General features: G+C 34.6%; 25 protein-coding genes. 16 read left to right on the top strand and 9 right to left on the bottom strand.

Annotation, left to right across the window (positions count from 1 at the left end; all coding sequences use genetic code 11):
* Nucleotides 1-220 precede the first annotated feature (220 nt).
* The 3 genes from rpoN (at nucleotide 221) to VB776_RS12600 (ending at nucleotide 3,301) form a co-directional block, all read left to right on the top strand.
* A complete protein-coding gene (rpoN, locus tag VB776_RS12610) occupies nucleotides 221-1,678 on the top strand; it encodes an RNA polymerase factor sigma-54 (protein ID WP_323330169.1) in 1,458 nt (485 codons plus the stop codon).
* Between the two features lie 124 nt (nucleotides 1,679-1,802).
* Complete coding sequence (locus VB776_RS12605) at nucleotides 1,803-2,453, top strand: hypothetical protein (RefSeq protein WP_323330167.1); 651 nt, start codon at nucleotides 1,803-1,805, stop codon at nucleotides 2,451-2,453.
* A gap of 68 nt (nucleotides 2,454-2,521) precedes the next feature.
* Nucleotides 2,522-3,301 carry an enoyl-CoA hydratase/isomerase family protein gene (locus tag VB776_RS12600; protein ID WP_323330164.1) on the top strand — a complete coding sequence of 260 codons (780 nt, stop codon included), beginning with the start codon at nucleotides 2,522-2,524 and terminating at the stop codon, nucleotides 3,299-3,301.
* Between the two features lie 408 nt (nucleotides 3,302-3,709).
* Here the strand turns inward: VB776_RS12600 and VB776_RS12595 are convergent, their stop codons facing one another.
* Entirely contained in the window at nucleotides 3,710-5,089 is a 1,380-nt protein-coding gene (locus VB776_RS12595; RefSeq protein ID WP_323330162.1) for a Gfo/Idh/MocA family protein, read from the bottom strand.
* 182 nt (nucleotides 5,090-5,271) lie between these two features.
* Here VB776_RS12595 and VB776_RS12590 point away from each other — a divergent pair, with 182 nt between their 5' ends.
* The 7 genes from VB776_RS12590 to VB776_RS12560 all read left to right on the top strand — a co-directional run bounded on the left by VB776_RS12590 (nucleotide 5,272) and on the right by VB776_RS12560 (nucleotide 10,474).
* The gene (locus VB776_RS12590; protein ID WP_323330159.1) at nucleotides 5,272-6,294 is read left to right on the top strand and encodes an SPASM domain-containing protein; all 1,023 of its coding nucleotides are present in this window, start codon (nucleotides 5,272-5,274) and stop codon (nucleotides 6,292-6,294) included.
* A gap of 165 nt (nucleotides 6,295-6,459) precedes the next feature.
* Nucleotides 6,460-6,939: a MarR family winged helix-turn-helix transcriptional regulator gene (locus tag VB776_RS12585; protein WP_323330156.1), complete on the top strand. Its 480-nt coding sequence runs from the start codon at nucleotides 6,460-6,462 to the stop codon at nucleotides 6,937-6,939.
* A 120-nt stretch (nucleotides 6,940-7,059) separates the two neighbouring features.
* On the top strand, nucleotides 7,060-7,842 hold the full coding sequence (locus VB776_RS12580) for a PhzF family phenazine biosynthesis protein (RefSeq protein WP_323330151.1): 783 nt from the start codon (nucleotides 7,060-7,062) through the stop codon (nucleotides 7,840-7,842).
* Between the two features lie 13 nt (nucleotides 7,843-7,855).
* The gene (locus VB776_RS12575) at nucleotides 7,856-8,350 is read left to right on the top strand and encodes a GNAT family N-acetyltransferase (RefSeq protein WP_323330147.1); all 495 of its coding nucleotides are present in this window, start codon (nucleotides 7,856-7,858) and stop codon (nucleotides 8,348-8,350) included.
* Between the two features lie 6 nt (nucleotides 8,351-8,356).
* A complete protein-coding gene (locus VB776_RS12570; protein ID WP_323330141.1) occupies nucleotides 8,357-8,818 on the top strand; it encodes a GNAT family N-acetyltransferase in 462 nt (153 codons plus the stop codon).
* Entirely contained in the window at nucleotides 8,781-9,314 is a 534-nt protein-coding gene (locus VB776_RS12565; RefSeq protein WP_323330138.1) for a GNAT family N-acetyltransferase, read from the top strand. Before VB776_RS12570 ends, VB776_RS12565 begins: the two co-directional genes overlap by 38 nt.
* A gap of 77 nt (nucleotides 9,315-9,391) precedes the next feature.
* Entirely contained in the window at nucleotides 9,392-10,474 is a 1,083-nt protein-coding gene (locus VB776_RS12560) for a hypothetical protein (protein WP_323330135.1), read from the top strand.
* Here VB776_RS12560 and VB776_RS12555 read toward each other — a convergent pair.
* The 4 genes from VB776_RS12555 to VB776_RS12540 form a co-directional block, all read right to left on the bottom strand.
* Nucleotides 10,449-11,129 carry a hypothetical protein gene (locus VB776_RS12555; RefSeq protein ID WP_323330133.1) on the bottom strand — a complete coding sequence of 227 codons (681 nt, stop codon included), beginning with the start codon at nucleotides 11,127-11,129 and terminating at the stop codon, nucleotides 10,449-10,451. The two genes, VB776_RS12560 and VB776_RS12555, sit on opposite strands and share 26 nt — an antisense overlap.
* A 12-nt stretch (nucleotides 11,130-11,141) precedes the next feature.
* Nucleotides 11,142-11,510, bottom strand: a complete 369-nt coding sequence (locus VB776_RS12550) for a GntR family transcriptional regulator (RefSeq protein WP_323330130.1) — start codon at nucleotides 11,508-11,510, stop codon at nucleotides 11,142-11,144.
* Nucleotide 11,511: 1 nt separating this feature from the next.
* Nucleotides 11,512-12,273: a hypothetical protein gene (locus VB776_RS12545; RefSeq protein ID WP_323330125.1), complete on the bottom strand. Its 762-nt coding sequence runs from the start codon at nucleotides 12,271-12,273 to the stop codon at nucleotides 11,512-11,514.
* Nucleotides 12,274-12,338: 65 nt separating this feature from the next.
* On the bottom strand, nucleotides 12,339-13,172 hold the full coding sequence (locus VB776_RS12540) for an ABC transporter ATP-binding protein (protein ID WP_323330120.1): 834 nt from the start codon (nucleotides 13,170-13,172) through the stop codon (nucleotides 12,339-12,341).
* A gap of 312 nt (nucleotides 13,173-13,484) precedes the next feature.
* On the opposite strand from VB776_RS12540, the gene VB776_RS12535 reads away from it, so the two are divergent.
* The gene (locus VB776_RS12535) at nucleotides 13,485-13,679 is read left to right on the top strand and encodes a DUF5683 domain-containing protein (RefSeq protein WP_323330116.1); all 195 of its coding nucleotides are present in this window, start codon (nucleotides 13,485-13,487) and stop codon (nucleotides 13,677-13,679) included.
* 160 nt (nucleotides 13,680-13,839) lie between these two features.
* On the opposite strand, the gene glmS is transcribed toward VB776_RS12535, so the two are convergent.
* The 3 genes from glmS to VB776_RS12520 all read right to left on the bottom strand — a co-directional run bounded on the left by glmS (nucleotide 13,840) and on the right by VB776_RS12520 (nucleotide 18,120).
* Complete coding sequence (glmS, locus tag VB776_RS12530) at nucleotides 13,840-15,675, bottom strand: glutamine--fructose-6-phosphate transaminase (isomerizing) (protein WP_323330113.1); 1,836 nt, start codon at nucleotides 15,673-15,675, stop codon at nucleotides 13,840-13,842.
* Nucleotides 15,676-15,836: 161 nt separating this feature from the next.
* Nucleotides 15,837-17,399, bottom strand: coding sequence for a DUF4270 family protein (locus VB776_RS12525; protein WP_323330110.1), 1,563 nt, complete (start codon nucleotides 17,397-17,399; stop codon nucleotides 15,837-15,839).
* A complete protein-coding gene (locus VB776_RS12520; protein ID WP_309919185.1) occupies nucleotides 17,311-18,120 on the bottom strand; it encodes a glycogen/starch synthase in 810 nt (269 codons plus the stop codon). Before VB776_RS12520 ends, VB776_RS12525 begins: the two co-directional genes overlap by 89 nt.
* Before the next feature lie 234 nt (nucleotides 18,121-18,354).
* On the opposite strand from VB776_RS12520, the gene panC reads away from it, so the two are divergent.
* From panC to VB776_RS12495, 5 genes are all read left to right on the top strand, one after another.
* A complete protein-coding gene (panC, locus tag VB776_RS12515; RefSeq protein ID WP_323330106.1) occupies nucleotides 18,355-19,191 on the top strand; it encodes a pantoate--beta-alanine ligase in 837 nt (278 codons plus the stop codon).
* A gap of 104 nt (nucleotides 19,192-19,295) precedes the next feature.
* Nucleotides 19,296-19,646: an aspartate 1-decarboxylase gene (gene panD, locus VB776_RS12510; protein WP_323260116.1), complete on the top strand. Its 351-nt coding sequence runs from the start codon at nucleotides 19,296-19,298 to the stop codon at nucleotides 19,644-19,646.
* Nucleotides 19,647-19,738: 92 nt separating this feature from the next.
* Nucleotides 19,739-20,710: a lysylphosphatidylglycerol synthase transmembrane domain-containing protein gene (locus tag VB776_RS12505; RefSeq protein ID WP_323330104.1), complete on the top strand. Its 972-nt coding sequence runs from the start codon at nucleotides 19,739-19,741 to the stop codon at nucleotides 20,708-20,710.
* Nucleotides 20,703-21,179 (top strand): D-glycero-beta-D-manno-heptose 1-phosphate adenylyltransferase, encoded by a 477-nt coding sequence (rfaE2, locus tag VB776_RS12500; RefSeq protein WP_323330102.1) that lies wholly within the window; start codon nucleotides 20,703-20,705, stop codon nucleotides 21,177-21,179. Before VB776_RS12505 ends, rfaE2 begins: the two co-directional genes overlap by 8 nt.
* A gap of 5 nt (nucleotides 21,180-21,184) precedes the next feature.
* Nucleotides 21,185-21,877: a zinc metallopeptidase gene (locus VB776_RS12495; RefSeq protein ID WP_323330100.1), complete on the top strand. Its 693-nt coding sequence runs from the start codon at nucleotides 21,185-21,187 to the stop codon at nucleotides 21,875-21,877.
* Between the two features lie 80 nt (nucleotides 21,878-21,957).
* On the opposite strand, the gene VB776_RS12490 is transcribed toward VB776_RS12495, so the two are convergent.
* Complete coding sequence (locus VB776_RS12490) at nucleotides 21,958-23,610, bottom strand: amino acid permease (protein WP_323330096.1); 1,653 nt, start codon at nucleotides 23,608-23,610, stop codon at nucleotides 21,958-21,960.
* Between the last annotated feature and the right edge of the window lie 38 nt (nucleotides 23,611-23,648).

The following is a 23,648-nucleotide window of genomic DNA, read 5'->3' as shown; positions in this document are numbered from 1 at the left end:
TTAAAATCGCTTAACAAAGACGGATTCTTTACATGAATGGAAAAGCTAAAAATATGATTGTTAGTATTTTATGTATTTTTGAAGGAAATAAATTAATAATTAGAACCAATTTGTCATTAAATTCAATAATTTTGGCAAGATAGTTGTTAAGAACATCTTCTTGTTTTTGCCAACTGTAATGCCTTACTGTTTTATGAAGCCCAATCACTTTTAATACTTTATGCAAAAACTTAGTCTTAATCAAAGTCTTCAACAAAGGTTATCTCCACAACAAATTCAGTTTATCAAACTGTTACAGATACCGACTTTTGAATTATCCGCTCGGATTGAGGAGGAGTTAGAGATAAATCCTGCTTTGGAAGAAGGTGCTGAAATAGAAGTAAAAGAAAGTGATGAATACGATGATGATTTTGATGATTATGCTGATGAAGAATTTAAGGAGTATGATGATAGAGACATTGATGTAGAGTCGTATTTGAGTGATGATTATAATGGATACAAAATGCAAGGCGATGGAAATTCGGATGATGAAGATAGAGAAATGCCAATAGCCATGACTTCAAGTTTGAATGATCATCTTATCTCGCAATTAGGTTATTTGGAATTAGACGAACAACAAGAAATTATTGGAAAACAATTAATTGGTTCGATTGAATCTGATGGATATATTCGCCGACCATTGCAAGCTGTTGTGAATGACTTGGCTTTTACACAAGGAATTTATACAACCATCGAAGAAATTGAAGTAGTTTTAAAGCAAATTCAAACTTTTGACCCTGCTGGTATTGCTGCTCGTGATTTGCAAGAATGTCTTTTACTACAATTAGATAGAAAAGATATTCACGACCCTTTCGTGCAAGATGCTATCAGAATTATTGAAGATAGTTTTGAAGAATTTTCTAAAAAACATTACGATAAAATTCAAAAACGTTTAGGAATTGATGATGAAGAATTGAAACAAACCATCAAGCTCATCACCAAATTAAATCCTAGACCTGGTGCTGCTGAAGAAGATGGAGGAGTAATTCAATACTTATTGCCAGATTATATTTTAACTAATTCAAATGGGAAATTAGAGCTTTTTTTGAATGCCAAAAATGCTCCAGAGCTAAGAGTAAGTCATTCCTTTCATGAAATGTTGGATACTTATGATAAAGGAGATAAAAATAACAAAGCCATTAAAGAAACGGTTACTTTTATCAAGCAGAAATTAGATTCGGCAAAATGGTTTATTGATGCCATCAAACAAAGACAAAATACTTTACTGAGAACAATGAAAGCTATTTTGGACTACCAAAATGAGTTTTTCTTGACTGGCGATGAATCTAAATTGAGACCGATGATTCTTAAAGACATTGCCACGCAAATTGATATGGATATTTCAACGGTTTCGAGAGTGGCAAGTAGCAAATCTGTTCAAACAGAATTTGGTTTGTATCCTTTAAAATACTTTTTTTCAGAAGGTATCGCTACAGATTCTGGCGAAGATGTTTCAAGCCGAGAAGTAAAAAATATTTTGAAAGAATTGATAGATAATGAATCTAAAAAGAATCCACTTTCGGATGATAAATTAGAAAAATTCTTGAACGAAAAAGGGTATAACATTGCCAGAAGAACCGTTGCCAAATATCGTGAACAATTAAATATACCAGTAGCTAGGCTTAGGAAGCAATTGTAGAGGATGCTTTCAGCTATCGGAAACCAGCCATCGGCTTTATGATTTCGGTAATATAAATACATTAAAAATTTCAATAGCTGAAAGCTGAAGACTGAAAGCCGAAAGCCTAATAAACAACAACCCCTTGAATACACGTTTTGCTCAATTTTTATCGGCTTTGCTTCATCCATTGTTGATGCCGACGATTATATTCTCAATACTTTTTTATGTTGCTCCTGAATCTATTCAGAACCTTGAGCTTTTTAATGGTACTTCAAGAGTAGGCATGATGAGCTTAAAAGTAGGAATTCTTTTATTGATGTTTCTTCAAACCTTTGTATTGCCTGTTTTTTGTATTTATGCACTTCATCGTTTCAAAATCATCAAAGATTTAAAGATGGAAACTTTGGCTGATAGGAGGGTTCCTTATTTGGTAACTGTAGCGATTTATACTTTTGTAGCCGCTTTTTTTACCTTGAAACTTCGTCAATTTCCAGAAATTTCGCTCATTCTTACAAGCATAGCCTTTTCAATTTCAGCGGTAGCATTTATTAGCCTTTACTGGAAAATATCAGCTCATGCAGTTGGTATCAGTGGAACTGTTGGTGCTTTAACCGGCATTGCTATCAAATTTGGAAGTATGACATTGTTCTATCCCATCTTAGCAACCATTCTTGTCGCTGGATTCTTAATGGCCGCTAGGCTTCATCTTAATGCACATACACCCGCACAAATCCTAGCTGGAACCGTACTTGGTTTAACAGTTAGCTTGTCAGTTGTTATCTTCTTTATTTAAAATGTTATGCTTGCATAATAAATAAAAAAATCCCAAATTGGTGCTGATAATCCCAAAAAGCAAATCTCATGTATCAGCATCTCATTTATCAAATTCAGAACGGCATTTGTACTATCACGCTGAATCGCCCAGAAGTTTACAATGCACTAAATACTTTACTTGTTCAAGAAATTACTCAGGCTTTTGAAGCGGCAGAAGTTGATAAATCTATACGAGTAGTTGTATTGACAGGTGCTGGGGAAAAAGCTTTTTGTTCAGGAGCAGATTTGAAAAGTGGAATGACTAACGCTACAAGTTTGGGCGATTCTCTTCGAAAAAATTATAACCCAATGATTTTGGCAATCAGAAATTTACCTAAACCTGTTATCTGTCGATTGAATGGTACTGCTGTTGGTGCAGGTTGTTCTTTGGCATTGGCTTGTGATATAATTATTGCTGCTGAAAATGCTAAAATGTCTCAAATTTTTGTCAGCATTGGTTTAATTATAGATGCTGGTTCTTCGTTCTTCTTACCTAAATTAGTTGGTTCGCAAAAAGCATTTGAGCTTTGTTCTACAGGAAGAGTAGTAGAAGCCCAAGAATGTTTGGCTTTGGGTTTGGTCAATTCGGTAGTTGCTCCTGAAAACCTAGATTTAGTCGTTTCCAACATGGCGAATCAATATGCCAATGCGGCTACTTCTGCCATAGGATTAATCAAAAAAGTATTGAACCAATCTTCTTTTTCTACTTTAGAAGAGATGTTAGAATTGGAAGCCATCAACCAAGATTTAGCTGGAAAAACTCAGGATTTTGAAGAAGGAGTAACCGCTTTTTTGCAAAAAAGAAAGCCAACTTTTAAAGGTTTTTAATAACAGATTGTCTAAAAAAGTAAAAAAGTCGTTAGCATAACCAACGACTTTTTCAATAACCCTAACCCATAAAAAAATCTGTAAAAAAACTAAAATATGTAATCAGCCAATATAATATTTCTAAAGAATAAGCATGAAAAATAATCAGGAAACGATTAAAAGGTTGATTTTGCCAAAGGAAAAGCATAAATCAATCATTAAGATTGATACTTTAATATGAATAATTATATTCAAAAGAATACGATTTAATTCATATCTTCAATCCATTTGACAGAATGTTTTGCTGATACTTAATTCTATTACAAGATGAAAAGGTTTTTTAATAAAAACAAGATAAGTGCGGATTATTTTTGATTTAATAAGAAAATACCTTTTCGGGTTTTTTAAATCGTGAAAGGTATTTCTACTTTAACCTAATTTCATCGTTTCAGGATTCCAAATTACAGGTTTCCCAATCTCTGCACTTTTATTACAAGCCAATGCTGGTGCTGCGGCTCTCAAACCAAAAGTAGCATCTTCCCACACTTTTTTTCCTGTACGGATTGATTCAAAGAAATTAATGAAATGGTCTAATCTCGAATCATAACCATCGGTAGCCTTAAATGTAATTTCTTTGCCATATTGCCATTTGGTATCTTCTTCAGAATACATGGCTTTGTAAGCTTTCATCGATTCTTCTTGCTGAGCTTGCGAAAAAGTAGCCAATGAATCATATCCTCCAATTTCTGGAGCTTTCGGTCGTTTAAAATTCTTTACTTTCAAACCTCCCCACGATAATTCTATTACGCCTTCTGTTCCAATCAAACGAGTTGGTGAGCCTCCACTTCCACCATCAGCTAAATTTACTCTGGTAAAAAATTGAAAAGAAGGATTGGTTTTAGAAGCTGGATAATTCATTAAAGCCGTTACAATATCGTAGGCGTCTCTGCCATCTTTCCATAAGTTTAAATCGCCCAAAGCAAATATTTTATCTGGACCAGTTGAGCCTGTAATGGTGTGTAAATTCGTGAGTAAATGCACAAATAAATCGCCAGCCACGCCTGTTCCATAGTCTTTATAATTTCTCCAACGGAAAAACCTTTTAGCATCAAAAGGTACTTTCGGAGCGTCGCCGATATAAGTATCCCAATCAACTGTTTGGGTAGAAGCGTCAGTTGGAATGGTATATTGCCAAGCACCATTGGCTGAAGTACGGTCGTTGGTAGCTTCTACATAAACTAATTCGCCAATAATGCCCGATTCGTAGATTTTTTTTGCTTCCCAAGTAACGGTACTACTCGCCACTTGCGAACCTACCTGAAATACTTTGCCCGTTTTTTTCTGTGCATCAATAACTGCTTTTCCTTCTTCAATATGATGAACCATTGGTTTTTCGCAATAAACATGCTTGCCAGCGTTCATGGCATCAATTGAAATTTTATCATGCCAATGGTCAGAAGTACAAACCAAAACAGCATCTATGTCTTTTCTGATGAGAATTTCTCGATAATCTTTTGTCGTGAAAATATCTTTTCCCCATTTTTCCTTCGCTCTTTCTAATCGTCCACTATACAAATCACAAACTGTTACGATTTCTACTCCTGGTACTTTTAAAGCTGTATCTGCATCATAATGACCAATGATTCCAGAACCAATCAATGCGATTCTAACAGTATCGTTAGCACTAATTTTTGCAGTTGATTCTAAAGTGAAAGTTTTTCCATAAGCATCACTTAGTGCTGTTCCACCGACGAGTAGTGCTGACGTTCCACTGATTTTTCTAATAAAATCTCTTCTTGAATTTGACATAATTAAATTGGATGTTTGTTTGATTGAATATTTTTAAGCGAGGAATTTCGTTAAATAAATTACTACTTTATTTGAACAAGCGTATGTTACTTTGTCCTGATGCCTAATTTGGCTTTTCGTCTATTTGGAGGTATCTTGCATTATACGTAGGCGTGGGCTATTATTAATTGTACAACAAAAAAATGAACGGGAATCTTAAAGATGGATTAAACTTACTTTCAAAACTTACTCCAAAACGCATTTGGAATGGGTTGAAAGTGGCTACTAGTTTTTATAATTCAAAGCTTTTAGGGAAGCCAACGCAGTGGGGAATGCCCATCAGTATTTCTTTTGAACCTACTACTTCTTGCAATTTGCGTTGTCCCGAATGTCCGAGTGGCTTGCGTTCCTTTACTCGCCCAACGGGAATGTTGGAAGGCGATTTGTTCAAAAAAACGCTCGATGAACTGGAAAGTACTTTACTCTATTTAATCTTTTATTTTCAAGGAGAACCTTATCTGCATCCGCAGTTTTTAGATTTAGTTGGCTATGCTGCTAAGAAAGGAGTTTATACGGCTACGTCCACTAATGCCCATTATTTAACGGATGCAAATGCTAAAAAAACAGTAGAATCTGGCTTGGATAGATTGATAATTTCAATTGATGGAACAAGTCAAGAAACTTACGAACAGTATCGTGTGGGTGGAAAATTGGAGAAAGTATTGGAAGGAACAAAGAACATTATTAAGTGGAAAAAGGAATTGAAATCAAGTACTCCCCATATTGTTTTTCAGTTTTTGGTGGTGAAACCAAACGAACACCAAATAGGAGAAGTACAGCAATTAGCCAAAGATTTGGGCGTAGATGAAGTAGGTTTAAAAACGGCACAGATTTATGATTATGAAAACGGCTCTGACCTGATTCCGACGATTGATAAGTATGCTCGTTATAAAAAACAAGCTGATGGAAGTTACAAAATCAAGAATGAATTAATCAATCATTGTTGGAAAATGTGGCATTCTTGCGTCATTACTTGGGATGGACTAGTTGTTCCTTGCTGTTTTGATAAAGATGCACATCATCGTTTGGGCGATATGAAAACCCAAACTTTCAGAGAATTATGGCATGGAAAATCATATCAACAGTTCAGACAAACCTTAATTCGCTCACGTTCAGAAATTGAAATGTGTAAAAACTGTACGGAAGGAACTCAGGTTTGGGCATAGAACTGTAACACGAGTTTCCAACTCGTAAAGTAAGCGTTAATTTACGAGTTGGAAACTCGTACTACCTTAAAAATCTTCTCTTTTACAAAAAGGAGAAGATTTTTTTGTTTAATTCAAAAAAAGATTTAAAATTTGCGTAATCACTTACGTAATTGATTACATATAATGGATTTAATATCAGAATTAGGCCCTTTGGCTTTTGGTAGTAGGCTTAAACGACTTAGTGAAACCATCATGCGTGGAGGCGAAGATGTTTATCGCTTTTATGGAGTTGATTTTCAACCAAAATGGTTTCCTATTTTTTATTTTCTTTCTCAAAAAAGTGAAGCGGGCATTATGGAAATCGCTGAGGGTTTGAATGTTACGCATCCTGCTGTGATTCAGATGTCGAAAGAATTAGAAAAAAAAGGCTTGATTGTTTCTAAAAAATCGGATGAAGATGCCAGAAAACGTAATCTGAAATTATCCAAAAAAGGAGAGGATTTATTGCCGACACTCCAGAAAATTTGGGAAGAAATAAAGTTAATGAATGCTGAAATTATCGAAAATCAGGAGCATAATTTACTGATTGCTGTCAAAGAAATTGAAGACGCTTGGGCTGCAAAAAGTTACTTAGAACGCTTTAAAGAATTCCATGGGCTATAGGCTATAAGCATTAGGCTATATGCCTTCAATTTTTTACAATCGCAAATTAGAAGACAAGTCAAAGTAAAATATAATACTAACCGCTTATAGCCTAAGGCATATAGCATAAAGCTTCAAAATATGACCCTAACAATCTATCAATTAGACGCATTTACAAGTACTGTATTTGCTGGAAATCCTGCCGCAGTTGTACCACTTTCGGAATGGATTTCGGATGAATTAATGCAAAAAATTGCTGCTGAGAATAATCTCGCCGAAACGGCATTTTATGTCGCCGAAGGAGAGCAATTTCATATACGATGGTTTACGCCCACGGTGGAAGTAAATCTTTGCGGACACGCTACGCTGGCAACGGCTTATACTATTTTTGAATACGCCAATTACCCCAAATCGCTCATTGAATTTACTTCAAAAAGTGGTATTCTGAGGGTAGAAAAGCAAGGTGATTTACTGGAATTAGATTTCCCTGTGGATGTTCCTGCACCAGCCGAAACTCCTGAAGAGTACTTTGAGGGATTGGGCATAAAACCCATAGAAACGCTGAAAGGAATTTCTGACTATTTCTTAGTTTTTGAGAATGAAAGTCAAATCAAGGCAATCAAACCAGATTTCAAAGCGATTGCCAAAGTGCCTTGTCGTGGTGTAATCGTTACTGCCAAAGGTGATGAAGTAGATTTTGTATCCAGATTTTTTGGTCCACAATCTGGGATTGATGAAGACCCTGTAACGGGTTCGGCACATACAACGCTAACACCATTTTGGGCAGAGAAACTCGGTAAAAGTAAGCTGTCAGCCAAACAAATATCAGCCAGAGGAGGAGAACTAACTTGTACTTTGGTAGGTGACAGAGTAAAAATTGCGGGCAAAGTTGCTCCGTATTTAAAAGGTGAAATTTTTGTTTAAAGAAGATTTGCGAATGATACATATACAATCCTTTGAAAATCAATATACTGACCAAGTAGTTGATTTAATTTTAACGATTCAACAAAAAGAATTTCAAGTTCCGATTACCATTAATGAGCAACAAGATTTATTAGATATTCCGAACTTTTACCAGCAAAATCATGGCAATTTTTGGGTTGCTTTGCACGAAAATCAAGTAGTAGGAAGTATCGCTTTGATTGATTGTGGCGAAAATATAGGAGCGATTCGGAAGATGTTTGTAAAGAAAGAGTTTCGTGGAAAAGAGTTTGGCATTGCTCAAAAACTACTGGATTTATTAACCAGCGAAGCCCAAAAAGCAGGAATGACCAATTTGTATTTAGGGACTTTAGAACGTTTGCAAGCCGCTATTCGCTTTTATATCAGAAACAGTTTTACAGCGATTGAAAAGCAAAATATTCCTTCTGTTTTTCCTTTTATGCCTGTTGATACACATTTTTTTGAAAAAAACATTCATCCAATTTCTTAAAATATTATGGACAATAATTTGCAAATCATTGAATACAATTCAGCATATAAAGAGGATTTTAAGAGAATCAATGTAGAATGGATTGAGAAATATTTTAAAGTTGAACCACACGATTTAGAGCAATTAGAAGCTCCAGAAGAGATTATTGCCAATGGCGGACAGATTTTTCTAGCAAAATTAGGCGATGAAATTGTGGGTACTTCTGCTTTAATTCATGATGGCGATGGCGTGTACGAATTGGCTAAAATGGGCGTTACGCCTAAAGCGCAAGGTTTAGGTTTAGGTAAAAAATTGTGCATTATCACCATCGAAGAAGCCAAAGCTCGTAAAGCAAAATCATTATATTTATTGTCGAATACTGCTTTGAAACCAGCTATTTCGATTTATAAAAGTATTGGCTTTGTGGAAGTACCGATTGAAAAGACTTTCTATGAAAGAACCGACATCAAAATGGATTATCCGCTATAAAATGGAAATAAGAGTAATCAAGCAAGAAGAAGATATTAAAACTTATTACCAATTGTTGCATAAAGCAATTACGGAAGAAGCACAATTTTTTAGGGTTTCGCCAACTGATATTGTTGGTGAAACTTTTCCAACAGAAGATACTTTTGATAGTTTTACGTTGGGAGCTTTTGATGAAAATGATGATTTGTTGGGAACAGTCGGTTTTAAAAGAGAAAGTATTTTGAAACTCCGACACAAAGGTTTGATTTTCAGAATGTACGTTGCTCCAGAAGCTAAAGGTTTAGGTTTAGGCAGAAAGTTGCTTCAAGCTGCTGTAGAAAGAGCCAAACAGGGCGAAGGGTTAAAACAAATTGTATTGACTTTAATTGCGGATAATCATCGGGCAAAAAACCTGTATCTTTCGGAAGGTTTTGAAGTATTTAGCTTTGAAAAAAATGCGATTCGGATGAGCGAAGAACTTTTTGTGGACGAAAATGCGATGGTGAAATATCTTTAGAATTTGAAAATTTGAAAATGTGTCAATTTGAAAATGAAGGTATTTTAATGGATAAAGATTTTAAAATGTAAGACGTTTTGACGGTTGATGAAGTAATCTTAAAAATTGTAGATTTACAAGAATCTGCGGATAGAAAGTATTTTCCTGATGGACTTTTTGAGTCGTATCGGGAGAATATTTTGTTACATTATCATCGTCCAGACACCAATGTTTTTTTTACAGCCATTACAGTTTTTACGTTAAATTCCATTAAAGAAAAGTTACCTATTACTTCAAAAATACTTGTTGATAAAATCACTGAAAAAGCCATTGCTACTTATCCACTTTTTCAAAATAAGGATGGCTTGAATACCTATAATTTCTTCCAAACAAAACCTTCTCAGCATTTTCCACATGGCAATATCCTCCACAAACTGAATCACTTTAAAATTCCAGATGATATTGACGATACTTCAATGGTTTTTCTGACCAAAAAACATTCTGATAAAGAAGCTATTTGGCTGAAAAACAAATTGATAATTCATTCGAATACTTATCAAAAAACTATTCAAAATACTTTTCAAGAGTACAAAAGCCTAAAAGCTTATTCTACTTGGTTTGGCAAAAATATGTATATCGAATTTGATGCTTGTGCTTTGTCGAATATGATTTATTGTTTGCTGTCATACAATTTGGAATTAGACGAACATGGACACGATTCAGTGAAATACATTCAGCGAACGATTCTTTCAAATCAGTATTTAGATAAGCCTTTTAAAGTAGCTCATCAATACGCTCGCACGCCTTTGATTATGTATCATGTAGCCAGACTGATGAGTAGATTTTCGATTCCAGCTTTGGAGATTTGTAGAGAGAAACTAGTAGAAGATATGTTGAACTATTTGAAGAAAGCAGATTTGGCTTTGATGGATAGAATACTGATAGAAACCAGTCTTTCAAGATTAAATATCTCCTTTGAAAAAAATAATCTTACTGATTTTTCAAAGGAGATGTTTAATGATTTTTACTTCTTTATTGCGGGTTTTCTGACAGCCTACGAAAATCCAGTTTTGTATAAAATGGCTTCTTCAAAACTCTTTCATATCAATTGGACTTGCGAAGCACATTGCTGGGCTTTGCTGGCAGAATGGATGACTATTTCTTCACAAAAGGATTCATAGCATTTCCTTCAATTCTGATACTTGCCGAATCGCTAAGATTAAAAGTTGGCGATACAATAGAAGTGTTTTTCAACGATAAACTTGCCTTTCCTTTCAAAGTAATATCAGTACTTGCCACTTTAGAATCAACTAAGTGAAAATGGTAATATCTTTGCCAAGAATCCATCCATTTATTCTCAATTACTGCATTTTCGGTAGAGATATTCATACTGGTCAAATCACAATTACTTAGGTTTAAATCTCCAGTAGCGTTGCTATTTACTTGTAATGTATTGTTCGCAAATTTATTGGCATTTCCTTTGATGTTTACTGTAATTTCATGACCTTTTAAAGTAATGGCTGGCAGTTTTGGCATCGTAATAACTACTTTCCCATACACATCTGTAAGGCTATCAATCTTCAAGGTTGAACCAATTACTTTTGCGTTTGGAGCATTTTTGATGCTATAAGTTGTGCCTTCTTCAATACTGATTTCAACACCATTTTCAGACTGTACTTCCAACTTATCAAAAGCCTTTAATTTGATTTCTTTATGAGAAATAAGCGATTTGGCTGCCGCTTTTTTATATTCAGCCTTCAACAAAATTGTGAAGGAAGTCATTCCGATAAAGATAATTATGGCTAAAGCCGCTAATAATTTATTTGATGTTTTCATAAGGTTTATTGCTTAAAAATTAGCTGTTTTATATGCCTCGTATTTCTCTTTAATAAAGTCAAAATCTAGTCCTAGCAAATGAACATTTTTAAAGAATACTGGTAGTTCATTGCCTAGAAATTCATCTTTTCTAAATGCCAATACTTTGTCTTCCGCTTCGTCTGATACAAAAAAGCCCATTCCTCTTTTGGTAAAAATGATTTCCTTTTGTTGTAAGAATTCGTAGGTTCTCACTACAGTATTCGGGTTTACTTCTAACTGAATAGCCAGTTCACGAACAGATGCGATTTTATCGCCAATCTTCCACTGTTTTAGTAAGATACGCTCACAAATATATTCTGCTATTTGGAGGTAAATTGCTTGGTTATCTCTAAATTCCATCTTAAACCTCCTTTTCTTTTAATTTAAAATAGGTAATTACTGCAAAAAATGGGGCCAAAAGATAATAGATATAAATTTTTAGAGTGTTATCTAAAAATTTATATGTACCTGAAAGACTATCTCTATCTGCATGACTCATTCTAATATTATAATCTTCTCCTATGATAAATTTAACTAATAAATAGCCAATAAAAATAAATATAGCAATTGTCAAAAATCCTGAAAATGCAGTCTTGATGTAAGACATTTTGCCAAAGTAAACAGCACCCAACATTGTAAAAATTTGTAGCGTAACCCAGAGGCTTATAAAAAAAGAATACCCTTGATAACTTTCTATAATCAAACTATAAAGTATTTCATTTGATTTATTTCCAGATAATGCTACAAAAGCAAAATCAACTACGCCGAAGACAAACAAGAAAGCAATCGGAAATGCAATAAGTGAATAGAAAAGTCCAACACAAAGTTTCTCAAAATGTGAGGCTGGTGTCATCAAAAAACTCATTGTTTGGATATTATTCCCAAAATCTTTGAAGATATAATTGGTAAAAAGTGTTCCTCCTGCAAAAAGACCCAATACAAACATGGATGTTTGCGCACCTTTATTCAACATAAAATGATTATCTGCATCAAAATTGATGGAATAAATGACAGCGACGATACTTGCGTAAACAACGACGCCCATCATCAATATAAAGTTGTTTTCCGCCCACTGCCGCTTGACAAGTAAAGAAAAACGCTCATAGCTAAAAAAGTTGTTCATAAGATGGTTGTTTAATTGGTTGATAGTCATTTTTTGAAATAACTATTGGGTTAAACAGATAAAGGTTATTGAAAGATGTCTTTAATTGCCTGACGATTCGTTAAAGCAGCGTTGAATAATAATTCTAAATCTACTTTATTGTTTTCGTGTCCGTTGTTGGGCATTACTATCGAAAACCCTCTGATAGAATGTTCTGAGTACAATACTTTTTCATGGTCTGTTACGACTGAAACTGTTTTGAACGATAATTTTTCAGCAATTTCTTCCGTAGTAGCATGCAATAATACTTCCGAACCATCCAAAATGATAATGGGGTCTATCAATGAATCTAAATCACGAACTTGGTGTGTTGAGATAACAATGATACGTTCGTCGGTTGCCACAGAAGCGATGATTTTACGAAACTGACTTTTTGAAGGAATATCCAAACCGTTGGTAGGTTCGTCCATAATCAATACTTTCGTATTTGTTGCCAAACCAAAACCGATTAAAGCTTTCTTCTTTTGTCCTAATGATAATTCTGTAAGCTTCTCGTTTTCAGAAATTTGAAATTCTTCCAAATACTCCAAAAATTGTTTTAAAGAGAAATTTGGGTAAAAAGGAGAGTAAGTCTTTACAAAATCCTTAATCTTTACAGGTGGCGCATAAAATTCTTCTGGTAAGAAATACATTTCCTGTAAAAAACTAGGCAAACGATCTTGGGCATTATATCCATTTACGGTACAAGTACCTTCACTTGGGAAAAGCAAACCTGCCATGTTTCTGAGTAATGAAGATTTACCCGCACCATTCTTTCCCAATAATCCATACACATTTCCAGCTGATAGTTTTAGGTTTAAATGACGGAATACAGGTTTTCGTTTTCCATAATTAAACGAGAGGTTGTTGATTGTTATCATATACTGTATTAGTTTAATAGTACACTACAAATATAGCACAATGACTTTTGTAAAAACAAATGTTGCAGAAAGGAAAAGTAGGAGTGGTTTTTAAAATGGATGAATGGAAAACGGCTTATGAAAAGATACTTGCGAGATAATCTTTCGAGGAGAAGACTTTACTAAATTTTGTAATTGTTTAATCGAGAGATATTTAAGGAGGATAAAAATTAATATCTTTAGTAAACCTTTAACTGTAAGATGTTTTTGTAAGATGTTTTCGGTTAATACTCGTTTAAAAACATTTTACTTACCAACGTAAACTAGAAAAATATGCAAAAGCATGGAGTACCAGCATTACTGTCTGCCTTTATTCCGGGTTTAGGACAATTAATCAAAGGACAAATCATCAAGGCAATTCTTATTTGGGTGATTGGAGGAATAGTATCATTCATTTTTATTTGGACATGGATTATCCCATTCGCCATTTGGGCATGGAATGTTTATGATGCTTATAATGATAATTAGAGCATGAAAAATCAGCTCTTTTTAGCAATTAAAATTAAGAGTTGCAATTAGGGGAATTCTTAACGTCATTGAAAAAAGGTCGTCAGGAGATTTTTCCTGACGACCTTTAAAAAATTAATCTAAAATTCTTACTTTTTGTATCTTAAAGTATCCTAAATAATTACTCTACAGTAACTGACTTCGCCAAGTTTCTAGGTTGGTCAACGTTGCAACCTCTCAACACGGCAATGTGATACGAAAGTAATTGTAATGGAATAGTTGCTACTAATGGAATCAAAGCCTCGTGCATTGCAGGAATTTCAATGGTATAATCTGCCATGGTTGGAATCAATTTGTCACCTTCGGTTACAATGGCAATTACTTTTCCTTTTCTAGCTTTTACTTCTTGAATATTAGAGACTACTTTTTCATAAGAACTATCTTTGGTAGCAATAAAAACTACAGGCATTTCTTCGTCGATTAAGGCGATTGGCCCATGTTTCATTTCTGCCGCAGGATAGCCTTCTGCGTGAATATATGAAATTTCTTTCAATTTAAGTGCACCTTCCAAAGCTACAGGGAAATTGTATCCACGACCTAAATAAATGAAGTTTCTTGAGTCTTTGAATTTTGCTGCAATCTCTTTAATCTTTTCATCAGTTTTCAGAACCGTTTCAATTTTAGAAGGAATTCTTTCTAATTCAAACAACAATCTTCTGAAAGTATCTTCATGTAAAGTTCCTTTTTTACGAGCAACAGCAATTGCCATCATTGCCAATACTGTTACTTGTGCAGTAAAGGCTTTGGTTGAAGCCACACCAATTTCTGGTCCAGCATGTGTATAAGCTCCTGCGTGAGTAGCTCTAGGAATTGATGAACCAACAGCATTACAAACCCCAATAATTGTTGCTCCTTTTGATTTTGCCAATTCAATAGCCGCTAAAGTATCAGCTGTTTCACCAGATTGTGAAATGGCAATCACAAAATCACCTTCTTTGATGATAGGATTACGGTAACGGAATTCAGAAGCGTATTCTACTTCAACGTTGATTCTGGCAAGTTCTTCAAAAATATATTCAGCCACCAAACCAGCATGCCATGAAGTACCACAAGCTACGATGACGATACGTTTTGTTTTTGCTAATTTATCAACGTAATCACGCAAGCCGCCTAATACTAAAAGTCCGCTATCAGCATTCACACGTCCACGCATACAATCTGCTACTGAACGAGGTTGTTCATAGATTTCTTTAAGCATGAAGTGTTCATAACCACCTTTTTCAATCGCTTCAAGTTCTAATTCTACTGTTTGGATATAAGGTGATTGAAGAATATTGTCAACATTTTTAACGGTTAATTCACCATCACGAACTACTGCTAATTCATAGTCGTTCAAATAGATTACTTCATTGGTATATTCTATGATTGGGGTGGCATCAGAAGCAAAAAAGAATTCATTATCGCCAACACCAATTACTAATGGAGACCCTTTGCGAGCCGCAATTAACTGTGAAGGATTAGTGGCATCCATAATAACAATGGCATAAGCACCCACTACTTCTTTCATCGCCAAACGAACAGCTTCTTCTAATAAACAGCCAGTATTTACTTGAATATCTTCAATGAAATGAATGAATACTTCAGAATCTGTATCAGAATAAAAAATATGTCCTTTTTTAATTAGGTTTTTCTTGATAGAAGAATAATTTTCTATAATACCATTATGAATGATAGCTAAATTTTTTGAAGCAGAATAATGTGGGTGAGCATTTACATCATTGGGTTCACCATGGGTAGCCCAACGAGTGTGACCAATGCCTATAGTACTTGTTAGATTTTCGTTTATAAGAGTCGCTTCTAGGTCAACAACCTTTCCTTTCTTTTTATAAATGTTTAGTCCATCGTTCAACAAAGCAATACCCGAACTATCATATCCACGGTATTCTAAACGTTTTAGTCCCTTAATAATTAAAGGATAGGCTTCACGATGCCCAATATAAGCCACAATGCCACACATATATTTATAGTTTATTTGGTTAGCACTATTTCTTTTAAATTGATGATTTAAATTAATAATCAAATCATAGAAGAAATAGTCAGTAATATATTGCCACAAAAATAGAGCGGAGAATCCATATTATGGTTCTCCGCTCCAGAATTATTTCGAGAAATTATATTTTATCTTGCAACGTAAGTATAATAGACTTTAAGTTTAATATTACTATGATCGAAAATTGCACGAGTAATATCAGGATTAATTACACTTTTTCCAAGTGCTGGTCCTCTTGTACCTGTTGTAGAATTGGTCGTAAATAAAGTTGGTGTAATAATCCAACCATTATTTTTGCCTCTACCAGCAATGATATTTTGTAAAGAACTTGTTATGTTGAAAGTAAATAAATTAGTTCGACTTGCATAAGAAGAGACTGTTCCTTCGCCAGTTACAAAAACAAAATTACCTTCACCAGTCGTTGTAGTTCTTAATGGTTGATTCGATGGAGTGGCTTCAACTAGGATTAAATCGCTAGGTAGCGTATAGCCTGCCGTATTTGATTTTGGTTCAAGCACTAATTCAGCTTTATTAATAGCAATGTCGTTACGTTCTTTTAATTTCAATAAATTAGGGAATTTAACTTTCATCGCAATACCTGTACCAGACTGAAGAAAAACTTGGTTATTCGCTTCGCTACTTGTTAAAACATCAGCAGGTTTAGTCAATTTACTCAATGCTCCTGTACGAGCTGCTGTAATTTTATTAAATCTAGCATTGAAATTTGTGCCATCTGCATTGGTAATGGCTACATAGAAATTGTTAGATTTGGTAGTATCTACAGTAATTAAACTATCAGCCGTGTTAGCGGTATTTCTAACAGTATAAGTATATTTATAATGATAGTACAGTTGCATTTGAATGCCACCAGCTGAAAAACCTACAACCGCCGCATTTTTATTACTTTCAGAGACTAATGCTAAACCTTTTACTACTCCTTTGAAACCCGTTCCAACAAGTGCTTCGCTTTTAGCGATGTCTCTTTGACTTTCTAAAAACTTAACAAAAGACGGTTCTGTGATTGGAATCCTTAGTGAATCAAACTTCCCGGCTGTTCCAGAAATTACTCTTTTATCTCGGATTGGGCGAATTTTTACATTGTTTAATTGTCCAATCGGGGTAGGATTCAAAGCAGGAGCTGCACTATTGTTATAATAAACAACTGTAGGGTCAAGACTTGCAGTTGATGCTAATTGATATAATTTGAACGATTGATTTTGAAGTGTATCGCCTTGAACAAAGCTATAAGGTAAAATCAAACGGATAGAATCATTTTTACTTGGATAAGTTATCCATTTTACATTACTTCTACCAGCAGTATCAACATTCGAACGAATGGTATCTGCGGTAAGGTTTGAAATTTGGAAATAACTTACAGCGTTTACATCTCCAAAAACTGGATCCGTAAAACGACCCACCAAAAGATTGCTAGTAGTATATGTTGCGATAGAGTCTAATAAAACGGTAGAAGCATCAACACTTAGCGTATCAGTATAGAGTAAGCCAATGTCTTGTACAAACACATCAGAACCTATTTCTTTAGGGTCTTCACAAGCCGATAAAATTGCGAAAAAAGAAAAGAAAACACCAAAAATGAATGCTTTACGCACTTGCCAACTCCGTGTAAATATTGTAGTAACTGTCAATACTCTCTTCTGGAACGTATTCCAATTTTTTTGCGGGTAATTCATTAAAAATAGTGTTAAATTTCTCTGATACTTCTTCTTCCATCGTAATTACGACGTCGGCATATTCTACGCCAATCTTAACAAAACCTTGATAATCTGCTGATTCTAAACTACCAAGCATATCGTCTTCAACATTTAACATTTTTACTTTGTCATACAGTCCTTCAAAGGCAAATTTATGTGCAAAGTCGTTGTTGAAAACAGAAAATACTGTTTTAGAATCTTTAAACATTGGATCATTTCTGTAAGTAGTCTTTAAATACAAAGGTATTAAAGCTGTCATCCAGTCGTTACAATGCACAATATCAGGAGACCATCCCAATTTCTTTACAGTTTCCAGCGCACCTTTACAGAAAAATATTGCACGCTCGTCATTGTCTGCATAAAATCTATCTTCTTTGTCGGTAAAAACGTACTTTCTTTGAAAATAGTCTTCGTTATCAATAAAATATACCTGTAATTTTGCCGAAGGCAAAGAGGCAACTTTGATGGTTACGGGCTTATCGTCGTCACCAACTGGTACCGTAAACCCAGATAACCTTACTACTTCATGAAGTCGGTTTTTACGTTCATTGATTAACCCAAAACGAGGTACTAAAATTCTGATTTCAAACCCTTTTTCCTGCATGGCAGCAGGGAGTTTTCTTACAAAATTAGCTACTTGAGTCGTAGAGAGAAAAGGGTCAACTTCACTGGCAACGTAAAGGATACGCAATTTAGACATTGTTGTCGTTGTTAGAAGCCTTGATGCTGTTAAAAAGTGTTAAACAACTAAAACAGACAATCAAAGCAAGAAGGATTCACATAAAAATTATGCAAAAATATAAAAAAAATACGGAAATTCCACAAAAAATTGAACGTGAATCTGTTTGGAACGAATAATAACACTTGTAGAGTTATACAAATACCATTCATATTTTACTCATTCAACCTTCAAGAAATTAAAGAATAGAACGTCATGCAAGTATTTTTTGAGATAAAGACTTTACAAGCATATTTACAAAATCAATGTCAGTTAGGTAAATCAGTAGGTTTTGTACCTACAATGGGTGCACTTCATCAAGGGCATTTATCTTTGATTGAAACCGCTAAAAATCAGAATGATATTGTTGTTTGTAGCATTTTTGTAAATCCCACTCAGTTTAATAATCCACACGATTTAGCAGTTTATCCTCGTACTTTAGAAGCAGATTGCGAAATGCTTCAAGGGGTAAATTGCGATGTTGTATTTGCACCAAGTGCTACTGAAATGTACCCAAGTTTGCCAACATTAAAGTTTGATTTTGGTACTTTAGAAAATGTAATGGAAGGGAAATTTAGACCCGGACATTTTAATGGAGTTGGAATTGTTGTTTCTAAATTATTTAACATTGTTCAGCCCAATAAAGCATATTTTGGACAAAAAGATTTACAGCAATGTGCCGTCATTAATTGTTTGGTGAAAGATTTAAGTTTCTCTTTGGACTTAGTGATTTGCCCAACTCAAAGAGAAAAAGATGGATTGGCGATGTCGTCAAGAAATAGAAATCTAAGTGAAGAACAAAGAGTAATTGCTCCAGAAATCTATAAATCGTTAACTGCCGCTGCCACATTACTCAAAAATCAATCATCGACAGCAGTAAAACAATTCGTCAAGGAGTATTTTGACGTAATTGAAGATATTGAATTAGAGTATTTTGAAATTTCAGATTTTGAGACATTATTACCCATCGAGGAACTTTCAGTTGGTAAAACTGCTTTGTGTATTGCAGCTTTCATGGGTAAAACCCGTTTGATTGATAACATAATTATTTGAAAAGCCCTGTTATTATATAAGCTTAAAAATAATCTATCTTTGCAACATAATTTTCAAATGGTGTCGTAAAACTGTTTGATATTCACGTTTATTAAAAAATTATTATGTTTCTTCATATAATGAAATCAAAACTCCATAGGGTAAAAATTACTCAAGCGGAGTTGAATTATGTCGGAAGTGTCACGATTGACGAGGATTTAATGGATGCCGCCAATTTGATTGAAAATGAAAAAGTACAAATTGTAAACAATAACAATGGCGAGCGTTTTGAAACTTATGTTATAAAAGGTGAGCGTGGTTCTGGAATGGTTTGTTTAAATGGTGCAGCCGCACGAAGAGCTCAAATAGGCGATATTGTTATCATTATTGCTTATGCAATGATGACTGAAGAGGAGGCTCGTACTTACAAACCAAGTTTGGTTTTTCCAGACGATAATAACAGATTGGTAAATTAGTACATTGTGTCTTTGTAGTTCAAATTGAGTATTGTTAAGATTATTGAAAATAAGATTCTTAGCAATACTCAATTCCTTTTTTTGAATTTATTATGAAAAAAATCCTTCAATACACCATATCGCTTGTTTTGGCGGGAGGCTTACTCTGGTTTGTTTTTAAGGACATTAGTTTGTCTGAAATGCTTGATGAATTCAAGAAAGCTGATTATAAATGGTTGATGCTTTCAGCTATTTTATCAATAACAGCCCATATTAGTAGAGCCGCACGTTGGCGAATTTTGATGAAGCCACTCGGCTATCAGCCTTCTACTTTCAATACTGCTTTAGCTATTTTTATTGGATATTTTGCTAATTATATCATTCCAAGAATGGGGGAGGTTTCTCGTTGTGGAAGCTTGAAAAAAACTGATAATATTCCTTTCGAAAAATCATTTGGAACAGTTTTAACAGAAAGAATTTTTGATTTAATCTCATTGTTGATTGTTCTTACTTTAAATTTAATTTTAGAGTTTGATAAACTTCAGCACTTCTTCATGGAACAGTTTGCTTCTAAAGTATATTTGATAATTGGTCTTTTAGTATTTCTGACGTTTGCTGGCATTTTAAGTATTTATTTTTTCAGAAAATATCAGGAAAAATTATCGAAAGTACCTGTTTTAAATAAAATTGTTGGCTTTCTGAATGGATTATTGGATGGATTGATGAGTGTAAAACATCTTGAAAAACCATTTGCATTCATCTTCTTCTCAATACTTATTTGGGTGATGTACTGGCTTTCTGCTTATGTACTTTTCTTTGCAATTCCAGAAACTGCTCATTTAGGTTTATTGGCAGGGCTTACTGTATTAACAATGGGCTCTTTTGGTATGGCGGCTCCCACACAAGGCGGAATCGGCCCTTTCCATTTTTTGGTAGGAAATGCTTTGGTTCTTTATGGTTTACCGCAAAAAGACGGAATTATCTTAGCAACATTTATACATGGTTCTCAGATGATTACGTTGTTGGCTTTAGGAGCGTTAAGTTTTTTGATTACTTTATTTATTAAACCGAAAACAAATGACTGAAAATAAAATTGTTAGTCTTGAGGAAGCTATTAAGCGAGCGGAAGACTGGCAAAAAGAAGGCAAGAAAATAGTTTTTACCAATGGTTGTTTTGATATTGTTCATCTAGGACACATTGATTATTTAGAGAAAGCTAGAAATTTAGGAGATAAATTGATTTTAGGATTGAATACTGATGCTTCGGTAAAAAGATTGAAAGGAGAGAGTCGCCCAGTTGTGAATGAGTACGCTCGTTCAAGAATGATGGCAGCTTTTGAATTTATTGATGCCGTAATTCTTTTTGACGAGCCAACTCCGCTTGAAGTGATTCAGGAAATTCAACCAGATATTTTAGTAAAAGGAGATGATTACGTTGTTGAAACTATTGTTGGGGCTGATTTTGTTATGGATAAAGGTGGGGAAGTAAAAACAATTCCTTTGGTAAAAGGTTATTCAACCACTTCGTTAATTGAGAAAATTAAACAAATTTAATAGCTATGATAGGCATATATTTAATTACTTTAGTTTTTGCAGGAATCGGGATGTTCGTGCAATGGAGATTGAAAAGTAAATTTCAGGAGTATTCAGAAATTGGTTTGGCAAATGGACTTTCTGGAAGGGAGATTGCAGACAAAATGTTAAGAGACAATGGCATTTTTGATGTGAGAATCATTTCTGTAGAAGGACAATTAACAGACCATTATAATCCAGCTGATAAAACAGTTAATTTAAGCCCAGATGTATATTATGGAAGGAACGCCTCTGCCGCAGCAGTAGCAGCCCACGAATGCGGTCATGCTGTGCAACATGCTACGGCTTATTCGATGTTACAATTCCGTAGTGCAATGGTTCCTGTATTGAGTATTGCTAATAACTTTATGCCAATTGCTTTAATGATTGGTATGATGCTTTTGTATTCTACAGGCAATAAATTGGTCTTAACAATTGGTGTGGCGATGTTTGCCTTAGCAACGCTTTTTAGTTTTATTACTTTACCCGTAGAATTTGATGCTTCAAGAAGAGCATTAGCTTGGATGAGCCAGCGTAATGTAGTAACCCAGCCAGAGCATGAAATGGCAAAAGATGCTTTATGGTGGGCAGCGATGACCTACGTAGCCGCAGCATTAGGTATGTTAGCACAATTGTTATATTATATGTCTTTACTTTCAGGAAGACGAAGTAATGATTAATGAAGAATATTTGAAATTATTATCACAATAAAAGGCTTTCAGAACGTTCTGAAAGCCTTTTATTGTATTTGTATTAGAAATTATTGAGCAAGTTTACTGTTTTTGTAGCCATATATAAAATAGATTACCAAACCGATTGCGAGCCAAATTAAGAAGATTGTCCAGTTTGTTACGCCCAATTCAGTCATTAAGTAAAGATTGGTCAAAATACCTAATACAGGAAGAATTGAAAACTTATGTTGATAAGCCAGTACAGATAAAATTGCCCAAACTAACCAAAAAACTGCCAAAAGTGGTTTCGCCTCAAGCTCTGAGAAAAAAGTATTGTTATAAATGACGAAACTAATTGCAACAAGTAATAATGGCCCCACAATAAACTGTCCATTTAAATAAGGAATTTTAAATTTAGCATCTTTCGATAAACCTTGATAGTCTAAATACAGAACACCACCACAAACCAAAATAAAGGCAAAAAATGTCCCAACACTTGTTAAGTCAACGAAAAAACCCATATCTAAGAAAAGCGAAGGAATTGCTACTACAAAACCAGTAACAATTGTTGCAAAGCTAGGCGTTTTGAATTTTGGATGAATTTTTGAAAAACGTTTCCAAAGTAAACCGTCTCTACTCATCGCCATCCAGATTCTTGGTTGCCCCATCTGATAAACTAATAAAGCACTGGTAATGGCAACTACCGCTGACACAGAGATGATTCCAGCCATAAAATCAAAATTTATTTTCTGAAAAACATAAGCCAATGGGTCATCTACTTTTAGTTCAGTATAGTTTACCATTCCTGTTAACACTAAAGTGATACAAACATAAAGTACCGCACAAATTACTAGGCAGTAAATCATCGCTCTTGGTAAATCTCTTTGTGGATTTTTACATTCTTCGGCAGTGGTTGAGATAGAGTCAAAACCAATGAAAGCAAAGAAAACAGATGCAACCCCACCCAATACTCCTTGCGCTCCATTGGGTGCAAATGGTGACCAATTTTCTGGTTTAACATAAAATGCTCCCACAGAAATTACCATTAATATTACCACCAATTTTAGCACAACCAAGAAATTACTCGCACTTCTCGATTCTTTCATCCCAACATATACCAAAGAAGTGACAAGCATGGTAATTACACCAGCAGGAAGGTCAATTAATAATTTTATACTTCCTAGCACGGGGGCGTGTTCATAAGCTTTAGCGGCAAACAAAGTGCTGTCAGTAAGTTTACTTGTTCCAGCTTGCATTTCTAAAAATGCTTCATGTGCAGTACCGTAATCTATGGTTAAGTAATCTGGGAAATTAATGCCGAAACCATGCAACATTCCAACGAAGTACTCCGACCAAGAAATAGCTACCACCATATTGGAAACGGCATATTCAAGAATCAATGCCCAGCCAATAATCCATGCAAAAATTTCACCAAAAGATACATAAGCATAAGTATAAGCACTTCCAGAAACTGGAACCATTGAAGCAAATTGAGCATAACAAAGAGCTGTGAAAATACAAGCAATAGAAACGAACACGAAAAGTAATGAAACGGCTGGTCCACCCTCAAAACTTGCTCTACCGATTGTACTAAAAATCCCTGCACCAATAATGGCAGCAATCCCAAATGAAGTAAGGTCTCGAACACCAAGAATCTTCACTAACCCCCCGCCGTGGGAGTCTTCACTTTGTTGTAAAACGTTATTAATTGATTTGCGTCTGAAAATAGAATTGTCTGACATTTAGTTTGAAGTTAAGTATTTGTCATTGAAAATATCCT

The sequence above is a fragment of the Arcicella gelida genome, from assembly GCF_034931025.1.
GTDB lineage: Bacteria > Bacteroidota > Bacteroidia > Cytophagales > Spirosomataceae > Arcicella > Arcicella gelida.
Note: the sequence above shows the minus strand (reverse complement) of the source record. Positions and strands in the feature narration are given on the sequence as shown.

Coding starts and splice junctions, on each gene's coding strand:
- VB776_RS12550 (WP_323330130.1), bottom strand. CDS start 11,510: ATGGAATTTAGAGATAACCAAGCAATTTACCTCCAAATAGCAGAATAT.
- VB776_RS12490 (WP_323330096.1), bottom strand. CDS start 23,610: ATGTCAGACAATTCTATTTTCAGACGCAAATCAATTAATAACGTTTTA.
- rfaE2 (WP_323330102.1), top strand. CDS start 20,703: ATGACTGAAAATAAAATTGTTAGTCTTGAGGAAGCTATTAAGCGAGCG.
- VB776_RS12540 (WP_323330120.1), bottom strand. CDS start 13,172: ATGATAACAATCAACAACCTCTCGTTTAATTATGGAAAACGAAAACCT.
- VB776_RS12595 (WP_323330162.1), bottom strand. CDS start 5,089: ATGTCAAATTCAAGAAGAGATTTTATTAGAAAAATCAGTGGAACGTCA.
- VB776_RS12590 (WP_323330159.1), top strand. CDS start 5,272: ATGAACGGGAATCTTAAAGATGGATTAAACTTACTTTCAAAACTTACT.
- VB776_RS12520 (WP_309919185.1), bottom strand. CDS start 18,120: ATGTCTAAATTGCGTATCCTTTACGTTGCCAGTGAAGTTGACCCTTTT.
- VB776_RS12575 (WP_323330147.1), top strand. CDS start 7,856: ATGATACATATACAATCCTTTGAAAATCAATATACTGACCAAGTAGTT.
- VB776_RS12600 (WP_323330164.1), top strand. CDS start 2,522: ATGTATCAGCATCTCATTTATCAAATTCAGAACGGCATTTGTACTATC.
- VB776_RS12570 (WP_323330141.1), top strand. CDS start 8,357: ATGGACAATAATTTGCAAATCATTGAATACAATTCAGCATATAAAGAG.
- VB776_RS12580 (WP_323330151.1), top strand. CDS start 7,060: ATGACCCTAACAATCTATCAATTAGACGCATTTACAAGTACTGTATTT.
- VB776_RS12505 (WP_323330104.1), top strand. CDS start 19,739: ATGAAAAAAATCCTTCAATACACCATATCGCTTGTTTTGGCGGGAGGC.
- VB776_RS12585 (WP_323330156.1), top strand. CDS start 6,460: ATGGATTTAATATCAGAATTAGGCCCTTTGGCTTTTGGTAGTAGGCTT.
- panC (WP_323330106.1), top strand. CDS start 18,355: ATGCAAGTATTTTTTGAGATAAAGACTTTACAAGCATATTTACAAAAT.
- panD (WP_323260116.1), top strand. CDS start 19,296: ATGTTTCTTCATATAATGAAATCAAAACTCCATAGGGTAAAAATTACT.
- VB776_RS12545 (WP_323330125.1), bottom strand. CDS start 12,273: ATGAACAACTTTTTTAGCTATGAGCGTTTTTCTTTACTTGTCAAGCGG.
- VB776_RS12565 (WP_323330138.1), top strand. CDS start 8,781: ATGAAAGAACCGACATCAAAATGGATTATCCGCTATAAAATGGAAATA.
- VB776_RS12535 (WP_323330116.1), top strand. CDS start 13,485: ATGCAAAAGCATGGAGTACCAGCATTACTGTCTGCCTTTATTCCGGGT.
- rpoN (WP_323330169.1), top strand. CDS start 221: ATGCAAAAACTTAGTCTTAATCAAAGTCTTCAACAAAGGTTATCTCCA.
- glmS (WP_323330113.1), bottom strand. CDS start 15,675: ATGTGTGGCATTGTGGCTTATATTGGGCATCGTGAAGCCTATCCTTTA.
- VB776_RS12525 (WP_323330110.1), bottom strand. CDS start 17,399: ATGAATTACCCGCAAAAAAATTGGAATACGTTCCAGAAGAGAGTATTG.
- VB776_RS12555 (WP_323330133.1), bottom strand. CDS start 11,129: ATGAAAACATCAAATAAATTATTAGCGGCTTTAGCCATAATTATCTTT.
- VB776_RS12495 (WP_323330100.1), top strand. CDS start 21,185: ATGATAGGCATATATTTAATTACTTTAGTTTTTGCAGGAATCGGGATG.